Origin of the sequence: Legionella cardiaca, from assembly GCF_029026145.1 — a bacterium.
In the GTDB taxonomy this organism is placed as follows: Bacteria; Pseudomonadota; Gammaproteobacteria; order Legionellales; family Legionellaceae; genus Tatlockia; species Tatlockia cardiaca.
In genome coordinates, this window is sequence record NZ_CP119078.1 from 2,062,121 (window position 1) to 2,083,234 (window position 21,114).

Consider the following 21,114-nt stretch of genomic DNA (forward strand, 5'->3'; position numbering starts at 1 on the left):
ACAACTCCTAAAAATTTTGGAGCTGATCTAACCATATTAAGCTTAACTTAATATTAATAGTGCAATATAAACCACATCCCCACCACTTATTGGGCTCTGTTATATTTCTTAACTATACTTAAGCTCATAAAAGTATATATCCTGGAACCTATTGTGAGACTACAACTTATTGAAATTTTTTATCTTCTGTCTGCCATGCATAATGTTGCTACTGCAGAGGGAAAACAAGCATTATCTCCACTACAACATGCCTCCCTCAAAGCTGTATACCGTCATGTTTTTACGCATCAAGATGAGCTTCAATTGGCCAATTTACCCCATATAACCGCCAATGATTTTGCTAAAAATTTCCCTAATCCAACTAAGGCGGAATATATATTGCGCTTTTTAGTTGTCACAGCATTAATGGATGGAAAAATCAATCCAGCACAGATTCAGGTAGTTTTTGATTATGCAAAAGCGGCTAATATTAATCCTCATTATCTTAAGCAACTAAAAAAAACTTTAGAAGGGGATTTTCCTTGGCTTATCAAAGATATTTCGCGTAAAAATCTTGAAAGTTTTGATATCTTCCCGAATCTTCAGAATGATAAAGATATTGATAATTGGCTTTTTCCCTATCGCGGAAATAACAAAGATCCTTTGTTAGCACAACGCTATGAAAATTTAAGCCAGCTACCAAAAGATAGTTTCGGTTATCATATTTGGTTACAGTTTAAAAACAACAACTACAAATTTCCCGGAGAAGAAGAAGGGGTTAATTTCGCTTTTGTAATGCCTCATGACTCCATTCATGTTTTAAGTGAATATGATACTACCCCCTATGGAGAACTTCTGGTGTCGGTTTTTACCTCTACTATGTTAGAAAAAAATTCAATTGAGGGCCATGTTATTCCAGTGATGTACTCCTTTTATTTAGGGATAAAAATTAATGATCTCGCTGGGGCTTATAAGGTTGCCATCAATCCTTATGAATTTTGGGAAGCATGGTATAGAGGTTCACAAATGCAAATGAATTTGTTTTCCCATGGATGGAGCCTCTGGGATGTAGCCCATATCCCCCTTGCTCAATTGCGCGAACTTTATTGTGTTTTACCTAGAACGGAACATGCCAGTCTCAATCACTCTACTTAGTATAAAAAATTTAATAATTACATAACAAAAGAAACTTTTATCTCTTTTGTAGCGAAATTTCCATTACTTAACCTGCAAAAATGTACTATGTTTTTTATTAGGACTAATAATTTAAGGCATTCATTATCAATTAAAATTGGGAATGATCCGTAGTACGGAGAGAGCATAGTGATGGGTAGCGTATTAGGAATGAATAACAGCAATCAATACCGAACTTTGCTTGATAATTTGGAAAGTGGTGCATTAGGAAAATACCTAAATCAGCAGGAATTAGATATTTTAATTAAACATAGCAAAATCACGGACTTTTTACCCGGTCAAATTATCTTAAAGCAGGGCAAGGAAACCGAAGGAATCTATATTATCATTGAAGGCCATGTGACGGTTACCGCACGCGCTATGGGCCAAGGTATAACAACCATTGAAACGTTAGGTCCGGGCTGTTTTCTTGGAGAAATATTTTTTATCGAAAAAAGACCATGCCCTACTTCAGTTATTGCAGGATTACAGGTTAAATGTTTGCTGATTGATAGTACCTATTTTGAACTATTATCCGCTCATTATCCTGAAATAACCTATAAGCTCCTGGATGCTCTTTCTCGGCAAGCCTGTGGGCGCTTAAAACGCATGCACGATAAAGTAACCAGTTACATTACAAATTCTGACATGGTTAGCCTATCCTTCTTTGGCAAGGTAGTTCATACCTTTAATCAACCGAAAACAATTACTTTTGCAGAGGCTCATATTGATAAGGATCACTTATCGGAGAAACCATTATTTAAATTTTTTAATAAAGCAGAATTGGATGATTTATTCGAACGCATGGAATTAATAGAGGCTTCTAAAAATTGCAAATTAATCTATGAAGGAGAGAAGCGCTCCTCATGCTATATTGTGATTTGTGGGGCGGTCCAATCAAGTATTGTTCATGATAATAAGCTTGCCAAATTATCAGTTATTGGGCCTGGAACATTCTTTGCCGGCGTTGCTTGTGTGGATAATGATTCTTCCTACACGATTACGTTTTCAACTTGTGAACAGGCTATTTTGTTGAAAATATCGGATACCGCATTAACCTATTTTCAAGAAAATAAACCACAACTCTGGTATAAGTTATATAGCCTAATTTGTGCATCCTTAGTTGCCCTGGAAAAATCCATTGATAAGTTAGATATCCGACTTCAAATTGAAGCTTATAACAGGTAAATACTATGTGCAGAATATTATCTTATCTGGGTAAACCAATTTTAGTTGAAGAGCTGCTTTATAAGCCTGATAACTCGTTTATCAAACAAAGTTATCACCCTAAGTACATGTCACATTTATTAAATTTGGCAGGATTTGGCATTGCTGCTTGGGACAATACTTCTCATAATCCCAGCTTTCCTCATCTTTATAAAACACCACAGCTTCCATTTTACGATGAAAATTTAAAAAATCTCGCGTCAAAAATTTCACCTCATTGTCTTCTTGCTCATTTACGCGGTGTTTCTTATCACGATAAGCAAATTATTTCGAATCAAAATGTACACCCGTTCGTCTTTTCTCATTCGAATGTGGCTCTGGCACATAATGGTTCATTAAGTAATTTTGCGTTGATGCGCTATGATCTTTTGGAGTATGTCACTGCAGATTATAGAAAAGATATTACAGGTACAACTGATAGTGAGTGGATCTATGCCGTTTTCTTATCTCAGCTTGCAAAACCTGTAGGGAATTATGAAACGGAAGAAATTGCCAAAGCACTTATAGAGACATTAAAGATTTTGCAACGCGTTCGCGCTAAAAGAAACATTAAAATTAATTCACCTGTTAATTTATTTATTACTAATGGTGAATTTATCGCGGCCACCCGCTTTGTTCTCGATTATGGCTGGCATGCGCCCGATTCGCCTTCCACCACACACTCTGGCTATCATTCCTTATGGTATACCTACGGGGAAAGCTATGGCTTTTATGATAATGAATATAAGATGAAGGGAAGCCAAATCAAATCAAGTATTATTATTGCTTCCGAACCCTTAACTGAAGACACCACCACCTGGCTTGAGGTCCCTGAATATACCTTGATTATTGCCCGTCACGAAACAAATGAAATTAAAATTGTCTCACAAGACATTAATATTTAACCGTCAGAAAATATTACTAAAATTTAATTTCTCTTGTAAAAATAAGCATAGTCAGAAAAGAAAAATAATGGCTCCCTTTAGGTTTTTTGAGCCAATTCGCGCCTTAATATTTCTTTCAGTTTTAGGTTCTATAATACCAAAAAAGAATACTGGAGATCTCTAAAAATGGTTGAAATTATCTCTACACCCGATCCTGCTTTTAAAGGGGATATAGAGCATGAGAATAAAGAATACAAATTTGCCTGTGTAGAAGCAACGCATACACGAAAAACTCAGGAAGATGCCATGGCCTGGCATGTTATTGATAAAGGAGCATTAGCCAATCTCAGTGCCCAGGATATAGGAAAACGTTTATGGACAACTTATAGGCAACTTGATAAGAATGTCAAAGGACTCTCGAATAATAGACCTGGTACTACTGCCTCCACGACTGTTTATGACGGCGGTGTCAACCTGGTGACAGCCACTCTAGCTGATGCAGCCTCCTTTGCAGTCATTTATGGAACAGAAGGACAGCTCTTAGGCGTAACACGATTAAATTCAGTCACTCATAAACCCAAAAATGCCACAGAAATGGATCGAATAAAAAGTTTAGGTGGTAGCATCATCTTTGGTAGAGTAAACGGCCTTTTAGCAGTATCTCGAGCAATTGGGGATTTTGATGAGCGTTTACTGGGCGACAACCAAGCAAAACTCGTTACTTCGGAAGCAACCATTGATATAACCAACCTGCCAACTCTTTTAAATCAAAAAAAAATACCACAAAGTTCAGTGGGCAGCATTCAAATCATTACGACTTGTGATGGCTTTACTGATGCTGCAGGTATAGATGATAAAACTGCACAGGAAGAATATTTAGCTCGGGTATTATCAGAATTTAATGGAGGTAAACCAGGGCAGAAATCTGAAAAAGAAATTGCGCAGCATTTAGTTGCAGCAGCTAAACCTTCCTCAGACGATAATATCTCCGTAGGTGTACAAACTATTACGCTGGGGCAACCAGTTCTTATAGGTGTTTATGATGGTCACGGTGGGCATTCAACTTCGCATCATGTGGCCGAAAATGTAGGAAAAATTTTTCTTAACCAATGCGCTCTTTCCCCCGAAAGTTATAAAGAACAAGAATTAAGTGCTGATAACAATAATTCTGTTTATGAAAGAGACAATAAAGACACAACGAATGTTCCCACTGACGGAGAATTATTCTTAAGTGGTATTGCTAAAAAACCGTTAGCAGAACAGCTTAAAAAAGCGGTTGAGGACGCTCAACAAAAATATAAAGCACATTATGAGGATAATAATAAAAATAATCGAGGATTTGCAAATGGCTTTTTCAGCTGGCTAAGGCATGGAAAATATGGACAAGTAAGAGCAGAAAATTTTAAAACTGATATAGATTCCTGTGATTCGGCAAATAAGATTATTGGTAATTTAAATAATTTTTTAACTGCCAAAGAAACGCGTTACCACCGGCATTCATTTTCTTCTTATTTGTTGGATGAATTCTCTAAAGTGCTAAAGATTAATGATTATCCTAGCCCTGTTCCGTCTAATGGCCATTATTCTCCGGAATCAGCTAAACTAGTAGTTAATGCTCTGAATCACTTGACTGAAACGGAGCCGGAAGAGACGAAAAGCGCACATTTTGGTTAGACATTGATCTCCCTTCCTCTTTAAAAGAAGAAGGGCTTTAAAGGTTGGCTCCTGTTTTTAGATTCCACTAACCCTGACCGTTAATCACTGTACACTAAAATTACTCAATTCGCTTGATTGCTCCCGCGCATTTAACGCTTCTTGAACCTGCTTTGACAAACGATTACCAAGCTCGCTAACCTGCTCAGCCCTTACCTGACATAGTGTGAGCAATCCCTCCAAATTATCGCGAGCTCTCCTCTCCGTCCCTCCTGATGCCGCCCCACCAGGCCAATCCCGTGTACAGCCAAATATCCCATAGTCGGTCCCAAGTTTGTTATCTGCTGTCAGAGGGAACCAAAATTTATTAAGGGGAAACCAACCATTATTTTTGTAGATTAGGGAACAGGAATACTCTAGGGTTCTTGGAAAATTCGACTCTTTAAATGAGCGTGTGTTATTAAGTAATACATCGGTGCGACAATACTCTTGCGCAATATTGGCAGGGAGTTCTCGCTGTGCTGCACCCACTACCTGACACCAATGCTTTGTCCACTCAGACATATGCCAACCGCCATATTGCTCACAATAGGTTGTTAAGCTACTGATAAGTGATTGTGGGTGGGTATGACCAGATTCGGCCATAACGTTCAGGATAGAAATTACAAAAGGTTTTAGGTCTGCAAGGGTATCTAACTGTGGAAGATTTAGGTTTGCTAAAGGTATATTCGCATTAACCCGCTCACCTGATAAACTAATCACTGTATAATGCAGTAAATTATCCACAATCTTGACATAGATTTTGCCTTTTTCCGGAATAAAATTGTCATCTTCCGGGATGAAACAAAATTCAGGTCCTGTGAGATCGAAATGATTTTCACCTTTAACCTCCACCGTATAAGAAGTATCATTGTCCCCCTCTCCACGTACACGGCTAACGGTATAATCAAGTCCTTTATCCACTACTTCATGATATTGATCTAATAAGGTTGTTCGTATCTCAATGATTTCTTGTTTCGTGAGAATATCTATTCTCTTGTCTGGATTATTATCAAGCGCGTAGATCTCAGCCTTTTCTAATGCCGCTAACATCATCTCCCACATGTGCCAATCCCAGGACCATAAAGCATATTGAAATGCAGAAATATTTTTAAACCGTCTCCCAGAGTAATCTTCTACATCACTTTTAGCTATTAAATAGCGAATACAGGCCGGGGCTAACTCAAATAACTGTTTAACCGAATCTTCTTTACCTTGAGCCGTGCGTAACAACAACTGGGTTACAATATGAGAGCGTGGTACTTTAGCACTGACATGATAAAACAGCCGCGACGATGCAGTATAAGCTTCGCGTGCATTGATAATATTGAGTAGCTCTTGTTCGTTGCTCTCTTTGTCCTTGTTTGTTATCTCCCGATTAGAAAGAGATCCCGCAATTTCGCCTAAAATTTCAAAAACTTCTAATGGATTGGCTATTGATAATTGCTCATATTCATTGTCTTCATAACGCTCTTTTGACATTTTGAATTTTGTACATGCTAAATAGGCGCCAATATTAACCTATTAAATTAGAATATTTCAAAATAATATAGAGGAATTGAATAGCAGTTTTTATTAAAAAAAATCTATATCACGGTTATTTTTAATTATATCAAATTTACTTTTTATAATTTTTTCTTTCTCTGCCATGTAGGAATTTATTTTATGAGGTAAGCCATTTGATGCCAGCGAGTTATTGAAGAACTCACGTATCTTGTCCAAGTCATCATTTTTATTAAAGTAAAAATCATGCACTTTTTTATTAGAATCAATATATAAATATAACCAGGTATCTTTTATCTTCTTTTCAACTTTTTTTATAATTAAATCAGAGATTAAATCTGTCTTATTTAAAAAGGATTTTTGCAAATTTTTTTTATAACAATAACGCTCAAGTTTATTAAAATCACTTTGAGTAATAACTAAATTTCGTTCTTTTGTCAGTTCTTGTAATGTTGAAAAAGTTAAAAAGTAATTGTTATACCAAAAAACAATAGAGGAGATAATGATGTTACCCATAGTTTGTTTTTCTGATACCAAAGAAAGTCAGAAATATCCTCCAACAAATCAAGAAACGTATAGCCGATCATCCCTTTTCCTCATTTATTTTATAATTAATTATAATTCTTATTTCGCCATATTCCTGATTATCTATAGGGAAAAATAAGGGGAAGTAAGACAACAAATGATTACTTAATGAGTGCTAAAAGCGTTTCCAAATTATCAGCTTCACTTGCAGGCTTATCCCAGCGAATGCGATGAATTCGCGGAAAACGTAGGGCAACACCTGATTTGTGGCGAGATGAAAGGTTAACGGCATCGAATGCAACCTCAAATACAAGGGATTTCTCTACTTCTCTAACGGGTCCGAAGTGATGTTCAATATGGTGGCGAATCCATTTATCCAATTGATACAACTCCTCATCAGTAAAGCCAAAATAGGCTTTACCAATAGGTAGTAGCTTTTCTTCATGCCATAATCCAAACGTATAATCTGAATAAAAGGAAGAGCGTTTTCCATGCCCCCTTTGTGCATACATGAGTACAGCGTCGATTAAATGAGGGTCTCTTTTCCATTTATACCAATACCCAACCGGTCTTCCGGCAATATAAGGACCATCTTTGCGCTTCAACATTAATCCTTCAACCGCCACATGTTGCTTAGCAAGAACCTTTTCTTTTAATTTCAAAAGACTATCTGGTGAAGAAAAGGGCAATAGTTCTGATAACCACATATTATGAGGACGATAGTTTGCAAACCAAGCTTCCAATTTTTTGCGCCTTTCCTTAAGTGGCAAAGGTCGTAAATCAATCGACTGCTCCTCAAGAATGTCATATAAGATTACAGCTGCGGGTTGTTCTTTAAGAATTTTTTCACTTACTTTTTTTCTATTTAAACGTTGCTGCAACTCATTAAAGCTACCAATTGTTTGTTGACTTTGAATAACTAATTCACCATCTAAAACAACAGGTGTATTTATAGAGGCAAGAGCATCAGGAAATGAACCACTGATATTATCTCCAGTGCGTGAATATAGTGCCTTATTTTGTGAGGTACACACCACTTGTACTCGAATTCCATCGTATTTATGTTCAGCAAAAAATACCTCTGCTGTAATAGAAGGTAAATCTTTCTCTTTAAGGGGATGAGACAACATAACCGGATGAAAGAAAATATTCTCAGAAATATCAGGAAGCGACCGTCTTCCTTCAAGCCAGGCAAATAATTCAATATAGGGAGGTAGTAAACCATGCCAAAGATGTTCAATCTCTTGAATATCCACATTGCCATATTGTGCCAATGCTTTTTTAACAAAACGTGCTGATACCCCAACTCTTAAACTTCCTGTTCCTAATTTTAATAAAGCCCAACGTTCTACCACATTACTTTTACTTAGTAATTCTGCCAGGTAGGAAGCGATTGATTGTTTGGGTAACTCTTTAAGAGCAGTGATAATTTCACTCAGATTTGGTAAAGAAGTTCGTTTAACTGACGATTCAGGCCACAATAGAGCAAGTGTCTCTGAGACATCTCCTACATAATCGTTAGAAAGAGCAAACAAATAGGGGTCGATTCGTTCTTGCATTAACTCTTTAATTAAAGCCCGACCAAAGGTTGGAAACTCTAAAGTATCCGCCAAAATAGCCAAAGCGTAACCACGATCTGGATCAGGCGTTGTAGCAAAAAACTCGTTAAGTAAACTTACTTTTTTTAAGTGGCTATAAGCAAAATAGAGACTATTGAGTAATTGAGCAAATTTTTCCATCTCATTCCTCACTATCTTCATAACCTAGCAAATGAAGCGCCTGAGCCTTATATCCTTTCTTTAATAAAGAATATACCAAAGCCTCTTCTTGGCCATGAGTTACCCAAATTTCTCCGGGACGTACCTCATCAATGGTTTGCAGAAGCTCCAGCCAATCAGCATGATCAGAAATGATCAGAGGTAAATCAATGCCTTTTTGCTTGGCACGAGCACGAATCTGCATCCACCCAGAAGCATTTGCCCTAACAATTTCACCAAAACGCCGCGTCCATCTATCATGAAGTGAACTCGGAGGACATAGTACAATTTTTCCTACTGCATTTTTTTCATTTAAGGTATTGGCTTGCCTTAAATCACCAAGATGAATATTCAATGATTCATAGAAATGGCAGAGTTTAAATAAAGCGCCATGTAAATAAATTGGCTCATGGTAATTGGCTTCTCGCAACGCTTTTATTAGTCTCTGACATTTACCTAGTGGATAAACCCCAACCAGATGACATAAGGAAAGTTTTTTCAGGGATTGAAGGAGTTTCCCAATTTCTTCCTGGATTGCGGGATGCCTAAAAATGGGTAAACCAAACGTTGCCTCCGTAATAAAAATATCACAAGGCATCACCTCAAAAGCTGCACAGGTAGGATCCCCTCGCCGCTTATAATCCCCAGAAATAATGACCCTTTTATGTTTATATTCAAGAACTATTTGTGCACTTCCTAAAACATGTCCTGCAGGTAACAATAAAACTTTAATCTGATTAATGGTTACACGTGTGCCAAAGGCGAGTTTTTGCCAAAACTGCGTTGAATCCAAACCATAGCGAAGCTGCATAATGGCAATCGTTTCGGGAGTAGCCAATACCTTTTTATGCCCAGCTATTGCATGATCACGATGACCATGAGTAATAATGGCTGCGTCCACTTTATCGATAGGATCAATATAAAAATCACCTGGGATACAATAAAGCCCTTGCGGTCTTAAAACGAGCCATTCTTCAACAGTAGTCATCAACTTTTCTTAGAATGGCTAAAAGCATTTAATGTTTGTGATAAAAAATCCATTTCTATTTCCTAATCTTGAATAGTTAATACTTATAAGTATAGGTATTCGCTCTATGTATAGGGGTAGATTTTTCTCTGAGCAGATAACGGGTAGCTAATTTGGATATATTGGATTTTTTGGTAGATGGTTACCCGCCTACGCGGGCATGACATTTTTATCTAGCTAATAGAGGTATTAATTAATAACCAAAAACTTGTTTGTTCTCTTCTTCAATCAAAGCCTCAATTTGTGGGGTAAGCTTTCCTTTATTATTCATCCATCCTAAACTAACACATACTTCCCGACTTCTATTATTACTTGATTGAGCATGGGAAATAATCTCTTGCAGACTCATTGATGGTTTTATTTTTGTGTTTCTAAAGAAACCCCACAAACAATGAGCCCTCTGCTCTTTGTAAAGTTCATTATGCTTGCTATAAAAGTCTTCTTTTGCAGACTCAACTGTTTGATTAGTGGATGTAACCTCTGTCCCCTTAGTATGAGCCTTGCTATTTTCTTGCTTGAGAAATGATTCCAGTGCTATCTTCAAACGATGTGAATTAGGGCCAGAAATTGTAATAAGCGCTTGATTTTTTTCTATTAAACCAGGGGGTGAAGACAAATTTATCCCTGGAATAAATCCTTTATGATTCAAAGGAATGCCCAACTGCAAGAACAAAGGAGTGGCTTTAAACTTATTGAGCAATTGAGTTGCCATTTTCCCATCCACTATTAGTTTTTCTACAGGGTCTCTAGACCCAATAGGGACTAAAGCGGCTACGGGTGTAGTACTACTTAATAAACCATCACACGTTTGAAATAAGTCCGCCTTTTGATAAATTCCTTTCTGGCCAAACATAACATCATCAATCCCTGAAGTCACATTGAAATCACCGCCGATAATAGTAGGGTAAGGCAAATTGGTGCTGTCCATTATTGCCTTTTTGGTTGCCTGTTGCTGGGTCCAATCACCATGAACATTTATTGTAGAAATTGTTCTACCATCCGCCGAAGTCAGTTGTAACTCCTGAAATCTCCCATGAATACCTAACGGTGAATTTATAGTGGTATTACTCTGTATCGGAAAGCGATCATAATCGGCAATGGTAAACATTGCTGAGCGCGTGTTCTGTGTTGGTGTAATATTTGCTGGATTAAGCTTTTCAAAGCCAGGAATTTTTTGGAGTTCTCTATAAAAAAGATTCGTGGGATCCTCTGCGCTATTATACTTCGGTGCCTCTTGAAACATGAAGACATCAATACCATCTGACTCCTTAAGTTCTTTAATAGCTTCGACTAATTTTGCCAATCTAATTCGGTATTGATCAGGAGTCTCGGTGAAACCAAAAGAATTATTTTTGCCATTGCCAAGGCACATTAAATTTAATACGCACACTCCCCCATCAAGAATAGGTTCGTGATCGGTAAGTTTTGCCTCAACAAGAGTAAGACCACCCAAGCATTTAAATCTTCTTCCCATTTACAGTTACCAAGAAGTACTATAATTATAGTAATTTTATCCTATTGAAATTAACAAATACTTAACATGTTAATTATTTTCTAAATAACGCCAGCTAAGAAGTCCCAGAGGTATATTATTCGGCTTATTTAAACAAGGCAGCAATGCAATAGGACGCGCAATACGCCATTGTAACAACCTGGCACCCGTTTTTTGCATCAGTACATTAATTCGCCAATGGTGGGTACTATAGTGCCGTTTATTGAGCAGGGATTGTAAGCATGGAAATTCTCCCAAGTCTTCGACAAGATATAAAAATACCTGGTTCTTCTCTTTAAAACTGCAGGCCTCTGTGGTTAATAAATGCATTATTTCCTTAGAATCTTTTTCTGGCCTAATACATGATTGACCATATTGCCAGGATTGTAGCGCTAATTTTTGCGCCCCTAATTCCAATGTGTAGAAGTTTTGTCTTTTTTCAATAATTTGATTTAACCCTTTGTAATATAAAAAAATATGTTGCATTTCAAATAAAACCAAAAGTGATAATAAAGATAGGATAAGAATTGTCATCAATAACACTATGCCCTCTTGATTCATCATAAAGCCCGCACCGTTGTCTCAATCATGATGGTCTCTTGGTTAGCTAACCCAAGTGAGACCTGCAGCATTGTTAAACCATCACTGGATTGGAGATGAGTAATCAAGCTATTCACTAGAGGCGTCAATTCCTCAGCATGATTTTGTTGGTAATACAAGGCCTTCTTTGCTTGTTGATTATTTTTAATAAAAAACACTTCCTGTAACCATTTACCCAAATAAATTGGCCTTACATAGTCATAGATCAAGGAATTTTTCAGCCTAACGACCGGGTGGTCGTTGATACGTCGACTGGAAAGAACCTCCGCCACTTCTGCATGATAACAATCAGCAATAAGAACAATATCACCCGTTTTAAAAGAACCCTCTGCAAGAGTTAATTCATCAACATTAAACGTTAATACTGACGAATAGTGTTCACTCATGTGATTAATACGCAGACTCTGCGCTTTATCAACGTTTAATTGAATTGCCTGAAGTTTTTCAGTAGTTAACCAATGAAGATTCATGCACGGGGTAAAACCTGCTCGACGAACGCTATCACGAATTAAATCCTGTACCCACTCTAATTCAAAAGCATCTTCTAATAGTTTTTGCGTCTCATGATATTGCTTCTTTGCCGATAGGTAATATTCAATCAACACCGTTAACAAGAGAGTACTCAAGAAAAGGCTTAGCATTATCTCGACTAAACTTAAACCACCTTGTTTACTCATGAACCATAATTTCCCGTTGCAATTTGCAGCAAGAAGAATCAGGTAATTCAAATCCCCAGGAAATCTCAAGGAAGCTCCCTTTTGCAATCGGTGTCTGCTTAAATTGAAAAGGGTCGTGGGTAAGAAGTAATGGTTGTCGTCCTAAGGCACGTTCGGAGTTATTATCAAGCAGTGTTGCCGCCAACGAGCGTTGTAAAGCACGGTGCAATAACTGTTTAATTTGCAATTGTTGTTGGAGAACCGTAAGCGAGATACTTGTTACTAATAATAAAGTTACCAATAGCTCCATTACAGAAAAGCCATGAGAGGTTTTCATAAATCCATTCCTGAGGTCGTTTTGCAGGCTTAGATTACCTAGGAGTAGCAGGAGAAAGCAAGAAGTTTTTAAAATTGCTTTTTTATATAAATAGATACATTCACTTTTTAATAGCTCTTAGGTAATATCAAACCTCGTTAGGATCTAAGGAGAGAGTCCATTGTCTTGTGACTATCATCATTTACCTCATGCAGGTATCCAATCATTAAAGCCTTATATTCCAGGTAAAGCGGTTGAGGAATTGGCACGCGAGCAAGGCATAACTGATATTATTAAACTTGCTAGCAATGAAAACCCCCTTGGTTGCAGTTATAAAGCTAAAGAGGCGATAGCCAGACTCACACCACACCAACTAGCAACCTACCCTTCTCCAATGAATCATCCATTACGACACAAACTTAGCCAAAAATTAGGAGTTAGTGAAACCATGCTAACGCTAGGTAACGGCTCAGATTCATTGTTTTCGTTAATCTTAACCACGTTTGCCCTCCATACCGGCAAGCACATGTTAACTCATGAGCATTCTTTTATTTCCTACGGAATTCAGGCACAGACTTTAGGCATAACTGTACAAAAAATCCCTTTGCAACCCAATTGGCACGTGGATATTGATACAATGATTAGCATGAGTCAGCAGAATGTAGCGGTTATTTTTTTAGCTAATCCTAATAACCCAACAGGCATTTTTATTAATCCAGAAGAGATTAGACGACTTATAGCCAATGTCCCGGCTACAGCGATTATTGTTTTAGATGAAGCCTATTATGAATATGCCTATAGTCCGGGAGACAAGACCAGCATTAATCTCTTACGAGATTATCCAAATTTAATTATTACACGCACTTTTTCGAAGGCTTATGGGCTTGCAGGATTACGGCTGGGATATGCAATTGCCAGTCCTGAAATCACGGAATTATTGTTACGCGTTGAGCCCCCATTTGGCGTCAATCAAGCTGCTCTTGAAGCTGCCAACGCTGCTTTAGATGATCATGAATTCGTCACTGAAACCTTGAAGCTTAATCAACAAGGCATGCAGCAACTGCAGCAAGGTTTTGATACTTTAAATTTAAGTTATTTACCTTCTCGTTGTAATTTCATCACCTTCGACTGTGGAGTGAATGCATTACCGATTTATGAGGAACTATTAAAGCATGGTGTGATTGTTCGACCATTACAACCTTATAAGTTATCAAATCATTTACGAGTGACCATCGGTAATAGCGTTCAGAATGCTCGATTTCTTGATAAACTAGCGCTTTGCTTATCTCATCATACGAATTAGAGGAGTTAAAACGATGAAAACTGATTTAAGTCAAAAACATTGCGAGTCTTGTGAAGGGATTGGTAAAGCCTTAACTGCTGAGCAGATTCATCATTTGATGCCACAACTTGATAGCCATTGGCAAGTACAAAATGATAATAAAGAAATTAAACGTTCTTTCAATTTTGCCAATTTTTATGAAACAATGGCTTTTGTTAATGCAATTGCCTGGATAGCCAATGTCGAGAATCACCATCCTGATCTTGAAGTAGGCTACAATTATTGCCATGTTCGTTTTATGACTCATGCCCTAAAAGGCCTATCCCATAACGATTTTATCTGTGCGGCTAAAATAGATGCATTGCTAGTTTAAAGCACTACGAATAAGAGGGCTTTACAGTGGTTTTATTCAGCAGTAAACCCTCAAGTTCTAGCAGAGAAGAAATTTGGTATTGAGGATTTAGTCCTGAAGGGATAGGTTTCTTGTCAGCATTAAACCAACAAGTATCTAATCCGGCATTCATTCCTCCCAGAATATCGGAATCCGGATTATCACCAACCATTAATACACGCTCTGGTGCAGGATTTCCCATTTTAGAAAGCGCATAGTTAAAAATCGCAGGATCGGGTTTAGCTACCCCTACTTCTTCGGATATCACTAACAAATCAAAATAACCACCAAGTTTTGTGCGTTCCAGACGAACCTGCTGGAGTTCAATAAATCCATTGGTGATAATACCAAGTTTGACTCTTCCCTGCAGAGTCGCAAGTAAATTAACAGCTCCTTCTAGCGGAGTGCAAATCTCGGCCATAGTTGCTAAAAATGCACGGCTTAATTCTTTAGATGAAATTTCTAATTTATTAGCCCACTTGTTAAATCGCAGATGTTGCAGTTGCTGTGCAGTAATAGCTCCATTTTGGTAATCTACCCACAACGATTTATTAACGAGTTGATATTCTTGAAAATCTTGCTGGGTGAAGTTTATTCCAAAATCCAAAAATAAACGTTGCAAACCACTAAATGCATCGAACGAAAATAGCGTTTCATCAGCATCAAATAAAATCCACTCGTAATTTTTCACTTGACCCATCTTTTATAACCATTATTCCTAAACGAAAATAGTTTACCGCACGTAATGAATAAAAAACAAATCAATTAATTTTTACATTATGTGATTAAAATAAATACCGGATAATTGCTAACTAATTACAATTTTTTATTAAATTTGTTAACTTATTTAAAATTTGGCAGTGTGAGATTTAAATGCCCAACCAAACAAAAATTCCCGATTTAGCTTTATGGCTAGTTGGCGACAATTATCTTAACAACAATAAACTACGGGATGTATTCTTAAGCTCAAAAATAGGGGCCTCCTTTTTTCAACCTCATGTCCATGCGGCGGGATTAATTAAGCTCATTCATCATGCAAATTACCAGGAAATTGTACGAGTTATAACCCAAGATCCTTCACTAATGTTCACCCATGTTCATTCTGATGAGTATCCTAAGAAAATTAGTCCCCTGAAATATGTCATAAAAATCCTGGATACTGACCTCTTAAATGTATTCTTTAATGCAATCAAAGATAATAATCAGTACTTATCACAGTTTTTACAGCAAGCAGAAGAACAAAAAGAATACATCAATTTTCCCGCTCTTTTTGCAGAATACGAGGAATTTTTTAAGATATTTGATGCTTATAGAAGCGATGGCTTATCAGAAGATGCTCTTAAAGCAGCTTACGCCAGATTAGGGCTTAGCCAGCGTGAGCACTTGCCTATCTATTTAATACAATTAATGTGTCACCCGCAGCCATGGTGGGGGAATAATCCACGCCCACCTATGCACACCCTCTCCACGCAACGTCAGGTACTTAATGCAAATACTCGAAAAGAAGTTTTTTTGCTTCCTTATAAGCCCAACGAGGGCTTAGGTTATGATTTTGCATTCATAAGTATATTTTCCTATCTTGGTGTCATTGAGGAGGGTGATGATTATTTCGGCACCTTGGCGAAAGGATTATTCGAAGTGCATATGCAAGACTTGAGTTTTTTTCAGACTAGAGAAATCGCTAAACTGCAGCAAATAATACAAAATGCAAGAAAGATGTATGTACCAGAGTCTGAATTGGATGAAGAGAAATTAAATTATTATTAATGCTTTGTTATCAAATAATAATTATTAAGGCTATCAATAATGACCCTTTCTTTTTTAAATTTTTAACTCACTATAGCTGGGCTCCTCAACCTCATTACTCAACTCTTGAGACAGATGTTGCATATTTTTAATGTAGTAAATTCGACGCGCCAGAGAACCGGTGGGATTAAAATCTTTTTGCGTTTCGATATCTTTAAGTCTTGCCAATAAGTCTTCTATATGGGTACTTTCTTTCAATATTTTATTCACTTTATCCACATGATGCCGATTCCAGTGAAAACTAGCAAAAAGAGTAAATCCAGGACTCCAACTGCTATTTTTTGTATAATCATTTAAAAGATTTTTTGCCTTCTGAAATATATCTTTTGATGAGTGGGTAAGTTTACTGTAGCTTTCAGGAAAGTACTCTTTCTTTCTGTATACATCCAGATTTATTTTTCTTTCTGTCGCGAGATTGCAAACACTTAAATCATCCCTTGGAACGGTAAGTGTCTTAACAGAAAGAGGTAATTTAATTATCAAATCACGTAATACTTTATTATCAATTGCCAATTTTTTATTATCGTGACCTAAAAGAGAGATTTCTTTTATATTCTCTGAAAAGCTACTAAAAAATGGGATTAGTTCCGCATAAGTACAATTTTCAATAATATCCGCATTAATAGTGAAATGAGTCACATGTTTTGGGAGAGTCTTTATTAGGTCCTCGGGATTTTTCCATTTAACGTGGATGTTAAAATTAACCTTTGTAACACAATCAGGGAGGTGTTTTAAATACTTAATGCAATCCGCTTTCGATTGCTCAGCTGGCTTTGATATTGAAGCAGGATACTCAAATAGTCGATACCAAAAAACAATTGAAGTGAATCTCTTGGGAAGCAGATTTATTTTTTCAGCCATCTCCTGAGTAACAATGATGATATCGTCGTTTTTTCGCTCCAGCTCCTCCATCATAGTAAAGGCTTCTTCCAATAGCTCCTTTGTTATTACCCCTGTTTTTTTTCTACTGCACTCAATCCAGTGATCACCCAAACCGTCTGGTTGCATTATTATATTGGAGGATTCTTTTTCTCGAGTATTTTTAGTACCGCTAAATTTAAATAGTTCTAATCCCATTATCCTAACTCCAATAACTAGATAAATGATTCCTCTATTGTAGGCTTGGTCATATTAGTGGATATTTAATGCTTCTACGTAAAATTTGCATTTCAGTTTACTGTATTGGGTAGCTAAGATGGGTCGTTGGGGCGAAAATACAAACTAGAATACGCTTATAATAACTTAAAGAAGTTTAAAATGGACGGTAATACATGGAATGGTTTATTAAAAATATTACAGGAATAGTCCCTCCTCCCGACCAAATGACTAAACTTGTGCAACAATTAATTCATCTTTCACTTCAACCTCTGATTGGGATGCCTCAATAACACCATATTGCATGCAAAGAAGATAATCATCGGCTGCTTGATTAGTTATATTTTTCAAAAATTGCTCTAGATAGGACTGTCCAAAACTGGTGCCTTGAAAAAAGTTTAAACGAGACCAGTATGTTTGTACGGGTTTCAAAACCTGTCCTAGTTCATCCTGCAAATTAGGCAGATAATAATCACCCATATAGAATTTAGATATTATTTGCAATAAATAAATATTTTCTAATGCCCCCATCGCAAGCTTATATAATTTGTCGTACCATTCAGCGGACTCAGCTCTAAAGTAGCTGGAAAAACCCGGGCGATTTAAAGTGCAAAAAATCTCCAGTAAATCTCTAAACTCAGCAATTACCACACTGTTTGCAATAAGCGTCTGATTCTGGGAGTTTAATTGCTTTTTAACTTGTTCCAATTGGCGAATTAGTTGCAAACGATCGCCATCTGTCGTTGAGCTTGCAGGTGGTGATGTTAGAAGTTTTGCAATTGAATCCAAATAAGCTAGCCACAGTTTAGTCACTTTTTCTATGAAAAAATAATTATCTGTATCACTTTCAGTAAATAGCGTCTGGAAAAATGCCCCTTCTTTAAGCTCCGAATTTTTTTTTCCTAAAATAATTGAATCAAATTGTTTTTCTAATGGTTTAGTAAGTATTTTGTCGGCTAAGGCTGAATTGTGACTTAAATATAAAAAATTTTGAATTAAACCCAATAGTTCCGACAATTTACTAATAACAAATGCCTGTCGTTCTTTGTTATAGTAGTCAGATTTATCAAGTTTATCAATCACATTGCTTAGCAGATGCAGGCGTTCAAGTAACAATAAACGATAATCTTGACGAGTTAGAAGAGGGGAATATTCTAATTGTTGTATATAGCTAATTTGACTGTAGAAAGCATATTCGACTTCATCATATTCTCCTTCAAAAGCTAAAGTCGGAATAGTATAAGCATATAATACTTCACAAGATTTAATTTTTAGAATGTGGAAGGTCTCCATTTTTCTAAATTCTGCCAGAAGATAATCGACGTGTATGTTATTAATGATTTTTTCTAATAATTCCGGACTAAATGTTTTCTCATCCGTTTCATCACGTATACGTTCTGAATCATTACGACTTCCAATGTAGTGACTTAAAGCATAATAAAGTTGGCCTAGGGAGTATCTCATGCTGGCGAATGCTGATATTTTATGATTGTAAAGCGCAGTCATAAGTTGGCATACCAATACCAAATCACTTAGTTCAGGTTTTGTGATTTGCAAACATTCAATAACCACTTCGATAATATCGTCTGCAGTAACTGCCTTTATTTTTCTGTTAACAGCGTCACACGCCAAATATTCTTTTACCTGAAAATAAAAATCCTCCAGCAAACATAAAAATTGATTATGATTGTGCATTCTAAGACAAGAAAAACAGTGCTTTAATTTTCTTGCAAATTGCATCGTTGAGATATTTGCGTGAACAGTAGGAATTGCGGCTAAATCGTTAGTAATGCCATTAATAAATTCTTTATAAACAGAAACATCCGCCGAGCAACCTAATGTTTTAAACGAATACATTTCATCGCTATTTTTAGGTTCAAAACGAGTGTAGTTTACAGCTACTTTCGTGGTAATCGGTATAAATTCTGCTTTTGTTGCAGTTGCCTTTAACCTTAGACGAATATGAACAGCAGCAAAAGGAGCGATATCAAATTTTAGCGTTTTTCTTGCTGTTTTTTCTAAAACAGTTTTATCCAATTGAGATAAGATTGGATTAAATATTGACTGATATGTTACAAAATCAACCTGTTTTACTTCACCTGTTTTTCTATCCAGAAGAAGATTTTCTTTGCTATTTCGCAAACCATAAAAACATAGAAAGAGACTAGCAAAATGATCACCCTTGGCGTCTTTTGTATAGACTAATTGACGGAAATTACCGGTTTTATAATATTGATTTAGCGTGCTTTCTTCCCTTATCGTCAAATCATTCATGATAAGATGAGGAATACTAAAAAGAGCTTGTCCTCCAGCGGGAGACAAGATAGTTTCTGTTAATAATTTATTTTGGGTATAACGAGTTACTTTTTCATAAATCTCTTCTTCTTGACAACCTTCTGTGTCTACTTCTGCAATAAAATTTTCCCGCGCAAAATCAACAGTAGATGAATGAGCTGAATAAGGGCGCGCCTCAAGATAGGAATTAATATCTTGTCGAATTGATTCGAGTAGTGTCGGTGACCATTGATAAATAAATGTTTTCATAGAAAGAAAATCGCTTAATTTAACTATAAATAGCAATTTATGTTCTTTTCTACAATAGATCCATCCAACTTCATTCTAATGAGGAATATTGTTTAATCAGGCATTCAGCAAAAAAGAGGTTGACTCGTTATTCAATAATAAATCTTCTTCGGTGCGAATGTTTTCTTTATCTTTGCAAAATAAGCAATTCATTGATATTCCAGGATTAACAAATTGCGAACGATTTTTCGGAGTACTCTCGAGGTTATAAGAAAATACATCATCTGTCGTCTCGACAGTGTGTACCTTATCTTCCTTTGATAATTGATAAGTACCTAAAGAAGTAATCAAACCCTTCATTTTTTTGCATAACTGGTTTTTATTATCCTTTTCAATTGTGGAGCTTGTCGCGCTTATTGCCGTATAGATACCAAACCCACTCGCTAAGGTTAAAACGATTAGACCCACAAGAGGGAACGCACTAAAACCTGTGAGAAGACCAAGTCCTCCCAATAATCCCATTAAACCAGCACTGCACCCAGCTATGGAACCAAATACCCCAACAAAGCCGAGAAAACCAGCATAAAGCAAGTTCATGTTACTAACTGATTTTAGACTTTTTTTTACTTCAGCAGAATGCATCCATACATACAATGCTTGAAATATAATATTATTTTTTTCTTTATCCGGTAAATTAGTAAAATTATTTTTGTTGCAGGTTGCAGCTAAACAGGCAATAAAATTAGAGAAGCTTTGATCGTCTTTTAATTCATGATCGTAATGAATATTCTGCTCACTTTTCTCTCCAATGATTCGCAGCAAATCCTCTTGACTGCACTCGTCGAGAAATTGCTTTGATTTCAAAGTCAGTTTCTTAAGAAGTCCTAAAAATTTGTCATTTAACTTTTTTTCTTCTTCCTGGAAACGTTGGTAAGCTAGATAAAATACCGGGATACTGACAAGTAGAAATATACTGCTGCATATTAACCCCAATGTCAAAGCAAAAGCACTACCTATCCCTAAGCTTAAGCTGGAGGAAATAATACCAAATAGGGGCCAAGCCACTCCTGCGCCAGTTCCTATTCCCTCAAAAAATGGCCTTATAATGGACATATCAATTTTAATTCAAAAATTTTTAAATCGATGAATACAATAACATAATTTATTTTTGACTACTCTTTTTTTCTTATTATCTCCCGCCCTTCGT

Annotated in this window: 19 protein-coding genes; 7 read left to right on the forward strand and 12 right to left on the reverse strand. The window is 36.6% G+C overall.

All coding sequences use genetic code 11. The features are described from left to right. Positions 1-153 precede the first annotated feature (153 nt). From PXX05_RS08815 to PXX05_RS08830, 4 genes are all read left to right on the forward strand, one after another. A complete protein-coding gene (locus PXX05_RS08815) occupies positions 154-1,134 on the forward strand; it encodes a hypothetical protein (RefSeq protein ID WP_275087857.1) in 981 nt (326 codons plus the stop codon). 171 nt (positions 1,135-1,305) lie between these two features. Next, complete coding sequence (locus PXX05_RS08820) at positions 1,306-2,340, forward strand: cyclic nucleotide-binding domain-containing protein (protein WP_275087858.1); 1,035 nt, start codon at positions 1,306-1,308, stop codon at positions 2,338-2,340. A gap of 5 nt (positions 2,341-2,345) precedes the next feature. After that, positions 2,346-3,263 carry a class II glutamine amidotransferase gene (locus PXX05_RS08825; RefSeq protein ID WP_275087859.1) on the forward strand — a complete coding sequence of 306 codons (918 nt, stop codon included), beginning with the start codon at positions 2,346-2,348 and terminating at the stop codon, positions 3,261-3,263. Positions 3,264-3,428: 165 nt separating this feature from the next. Beyond that, entirely contained in the window at positions 3,429-4,916 is a 1,488-nt protein-coding gene (locus PXX05_RS08830; protein ID WP_275087860.1) for a PP2C family serine/threonine-protein phosphatase, read from the forward strand. Positions 4,917-5,000: 84 nt separating this feature from the next. Here the strand turns inward: PXX05_RS08830 and PXX05_RS08835 are convergent, their stop codons facing one another. The 8 genes from PXX05_RS08835 to PXX05_RS08870 form a co-directional block, all read right to left on the reverse strand. Continuing rightward, positions 5,001-6,416: a hypothetical protein gene (locus tag PXX05_RS08835; protein WP_275087861.1), complete on the reverse strand. Its 1,416-nt coding sequence runs from the start codon at positions 6,414-6,416 to the stop codon at positions 5,001-5,003. Positions 6,417-6,509: 93 nt separating this feature from the next. Further along, positions 6,510-6,953 carry a hypothetical protein gene (locus PXX05_RS08840; RefSeq protein WP_275087862.1) on the reverse strand — a complete coding sequence of 148 codons (444 nt, stop codon included), beginning with the start codon at positions 6,951-6,953 and terminating at the stop codon, positions 6,510-6,512. A gap of 170 nt (positions 6,954-7,123) precedes the next feature. Beyond that, entirely contained in the window at positions 7,124-8,701 is a 1,578-nt protein-coding gene (locus tag PXX05_RS08845; RefSeq protein ID WP_275087863.1) for a cisplatin damage response ATP-dependent DNA ligase, read from the reverse strand. A gap of 1 nt (position 8,702) precedes the next feature. Next, positions 8,703-9,707, reverse strand: a complete 1,005-nt coding sequence (locus tag PXX05_RS08850; RefSeq protein ID WP_275087864.1) for a ligase-associated DNA damage response exonuclease — start codon at positions 9,705-9,707, stop codon at positions 8,703-8,705. Positions 9,708-9,939: 232 nt separating this feature from the next. Continuing rightward, complete coding sequence (locus tag PXX05_RS08855) at positions 9,940-11,220, reverse strand: endonuclease/exonuclease/phosphatase family protein (protein WP_275087865.1); 1,281 nt, start codon at positions 11,218-11,220, stop codon at positions 9,940-9,942. Positions 11,221-11,289: 69 nt separating this feature from the next. Continuing rightward, positions 11,290-11,802 carry a hypothetical protein gene (locus PXX05_RS08860; RefSeq protein WP_275087866.1) on the reverse strand — a complete coding sequence of 171 codons (513 nt, stop codon included), beginning with the start codon at positions 11,800-11,802 and terminating at the stop codon, positions 11,290-11,292. After that, positions 11,799-12,515, reverse strand: a complete 717-nt coding sequence (locus tag PXX05_RS08865; RefSeq protein ID WP_275087867.1) for a prepilin cleavage protein — start codon at positions 12,513-12,515, stop codon at positions 11,799-11,801. Before PXX05_RS08865 ends, PXX05_RS08860 begins: the two co-directional genes overlap by 4 nt. Further along, complete coding sequence (locus tag PXX05_RS08870; RefSeq protein ID WP_275087868.1) at positions 12,508-12,831, reverse strand: hypothetical protein; 324 nt, start codon at positions 12,829-12,831, stop codon at positions 12,508-12,510. The genes PXX05_RS08865 and PXX05_RS08870 overlap by 8 nt, the downstream gene beginning before the upstream one ends. A 160-nt stretch (positions 12,832-12,991) precedes the next feature. Here PXX05_RS08870 and hisC point away from each other — a divergent pair, with 160 nt between their 5' ends. Beyond that, entirely contained in the window at positions 12,992-14,113 is a 1,122-nt protein-coding gene (gene hisC / locus PXX05_RS08875; RefSeq protein WP_275087869.1) for a histidinol-phosphate transaminase, read from the forward strand. 13 nt (positions 14,114-14,126) lie between these two features. Beyond that, a complete protein-coding gene (locus tag PXX05_RS08880; RefSeq protein ID WP_275087870.1) occupies positions 14,127-14,465 on the forward strand; it encodes a 4a-hydroxytetrahydrobiopterin dehydratase in 339 nt (112 codons plus the stop codon). Positions 14,466-14,469: 4 nt separating this feature from the next. Here the strand turns inward: PXX05_RS08880 and yjjG are convergent, their stop codons facing one another. Then, positions 14,470-15,183 carry a pyrimidine 5'-nucleotidase gene (gene yjjG, locus PXX05_RS08885; protein ID WP_275087871.1) on the reverse strand — a complete coding sequence of 238 codons (714 nt, stop codon included), beginning with the start codon at positions 15,181-15,183 and terminating at the stop codon, positions 14,470-14,472. A 173-nt stretch (positions 15,184-15,356) separates the two neighbouring features. Between yjjG and PXX05_RS08890 the strand changes: the two genes are divergently transcribed. Then, a complete protein-coding gene (locus PXX05_RS08890) occupies positions 15,357-16,250 on the forward strand; it encodes a hypothetical protein (protein ID WP_275087872.1) in 894 nt (297 codons plus the stop codon). Between the two features lie 54 nt (positions 16,251-16,304). On the opposite strand, the gene PXX05_RS08895 is transcribed toward PXX05_RS08890, so the two are convergent. The 3 genes from PXX05_RS08895 to PXX05_RS08905 all read right to left on the reverse strand — a co-directional run bounded on the left by PXX05_RS08895 (position 16,305) and on the right by PXX05_RS08905 (position 21,020). Then, positions 16,305-17,366 carry a DUF5617 domain-containing protein gene (locus tag PXX05_RS08895; protein ID WP_275087873.1) on the reverse strand — a complete coding sequence of 354 codons (1,062 nt, stop codon included), beginning with the start codon at positions 17,364-17,366 and terminating at the stop codon, positions 16,305-16,307. A 249-nt stretch (positions 17,367-17,615) separates the two neighbouring features. Next, complete coding sequence (locus tag PXX05_RS08900) at positions 17,616-19,928, reverse strand: hypothetical protein (protein WP_275087874.1); 2,313 nt, start codon at positions 19,926-19,928, stop codon at positions 17,616-17,618. Positions 19,929-20,024: 96 nt separating this feature from the next. Continuing rightward, on the reverse strand, positions 20,025-21,020 hold the full coding sequence (locus PXX05_RS08905; RefSeq protein WP_275087876.1) for a hypothetical protein: 996 nt from the start codon (positions 21,018-21,020) through the stop codon (positions 20,025-20,027). Positions 21,021-21,114: the final 94 nt, after the last annotated feature.

Coding starts and splice junctions, on each gene's coding strand:
- PXX05_RS08860 (WP_275087866.1), bottom strand. CDS start 11,802: ATGATGAATCAAGAGGGCATAGTGTTATTGATGACAATTCTTATCCTA.
- PXX05_RS08855 (WP_275087865.1), bottom strand. CDS start 11,220: ATGGGAAGAAGATTTAAATGCTTGGGTGGTCTTACTCTTGTTGAGGCA.
- PXX05_RS08850 (WP_275087864.1), bottom strand. CDS start 9,707: ATGACTACTGTTGAAGAATGGCTCGTTTTAAGACCGCAAGGGCTTTAT.
- PXX05_RS08830 (WP_275087860.1), top strand. CDS start 3,429: ATGGTTGAAATTATCTCTACACCCGATCCTGCTTTTAAAGGGGATATA.
- PXX05_RS08900 (WP_275087874.1), bottom strand. CDS start 19,928: ATGAAAACATTTATTTATCAATGGTCACCGACACTACTCGAATCAATT.
- PXX05_RS08820 (WP_275087858.1), top strand. CDS start 1,306: ATGGGTAGCGTATTAGGAATGAATAACAGCAATCAATACCGAACTTTG.
- PXX05_RS08840 (WP_275087862.1), bottom strand. CDS start 6,953: ATGGGTAACATCATTATCTCCTCTATTGTTTTTTGGTATAACAATTAC.
- PXX05_RS08865 (WP_275087867.1), bottom strand. CDS start 12,515: ATGAGTAAACAAGGTGGTTTAAGTTTAGTCGAGATAATGCTAAGCCTT.
- PXX05_RS08845 (WP_275087863.1), bottom strand. CDS start 8,701: ATGGAAAAATTTGCTCAATTACTCAATAGTCTCTATTTTGCTTATAGC.
- PXX05_RS08880 (WP_275087870.1), top strand. CDS start 14,127: ATGAAAACTGATTTAAGTCAAAAACATTGCGAGTCTTGTGAAGGGATT.
- PXX05_RS08825 (WP_275087859.1), top strand. CDS start 2,346: ATGTGCAGAATATTATCTTATCTGGGTAAACCAATTTTAGTTGAAGAG.
- PXX05_RS08890 (WP_275087872.1), top strand. CDS start 15,357: ATGCCCAACCAAACAAAAATTCCCGATTTAGCTTTATGGCTAGTTGGC.
- PXX05_RS08835 (WP_275087861.1), bottom strand. CDS start 6,416: ATGTCAAAAGAGCGTTATGAAGACAATGAATATGAGCAATTATCAATA.
- PXX05_RS08870 (WP_275087868.1), bottom strand. CDS start 12,831: ATGAAAACCTCTCATGGCTTTTCTGTAATGGAGCTATTGGTAACTTTA.
- PXX05_RS08895 (WP_275087873.1), bottom strand. CDS start 17,366: ATGGGATTAGAACTATTTAAATTTAGCGGTACTAAAAATACTCGAGAA.
- PXX05_RS08905 (WP_275087876.1), bottom strand. CDS start 21,020: ATGTCCATTATAAGGCCATTTTTTGAGGGAATAGGAACTGGCGCAGGA.
- yjjG (WP_275087871.1), bottom strand. CDS start 15,183: ATGGGTCAAGTGAAAAATTACGAGTGGATTTTATTTGATGCTGATGAA.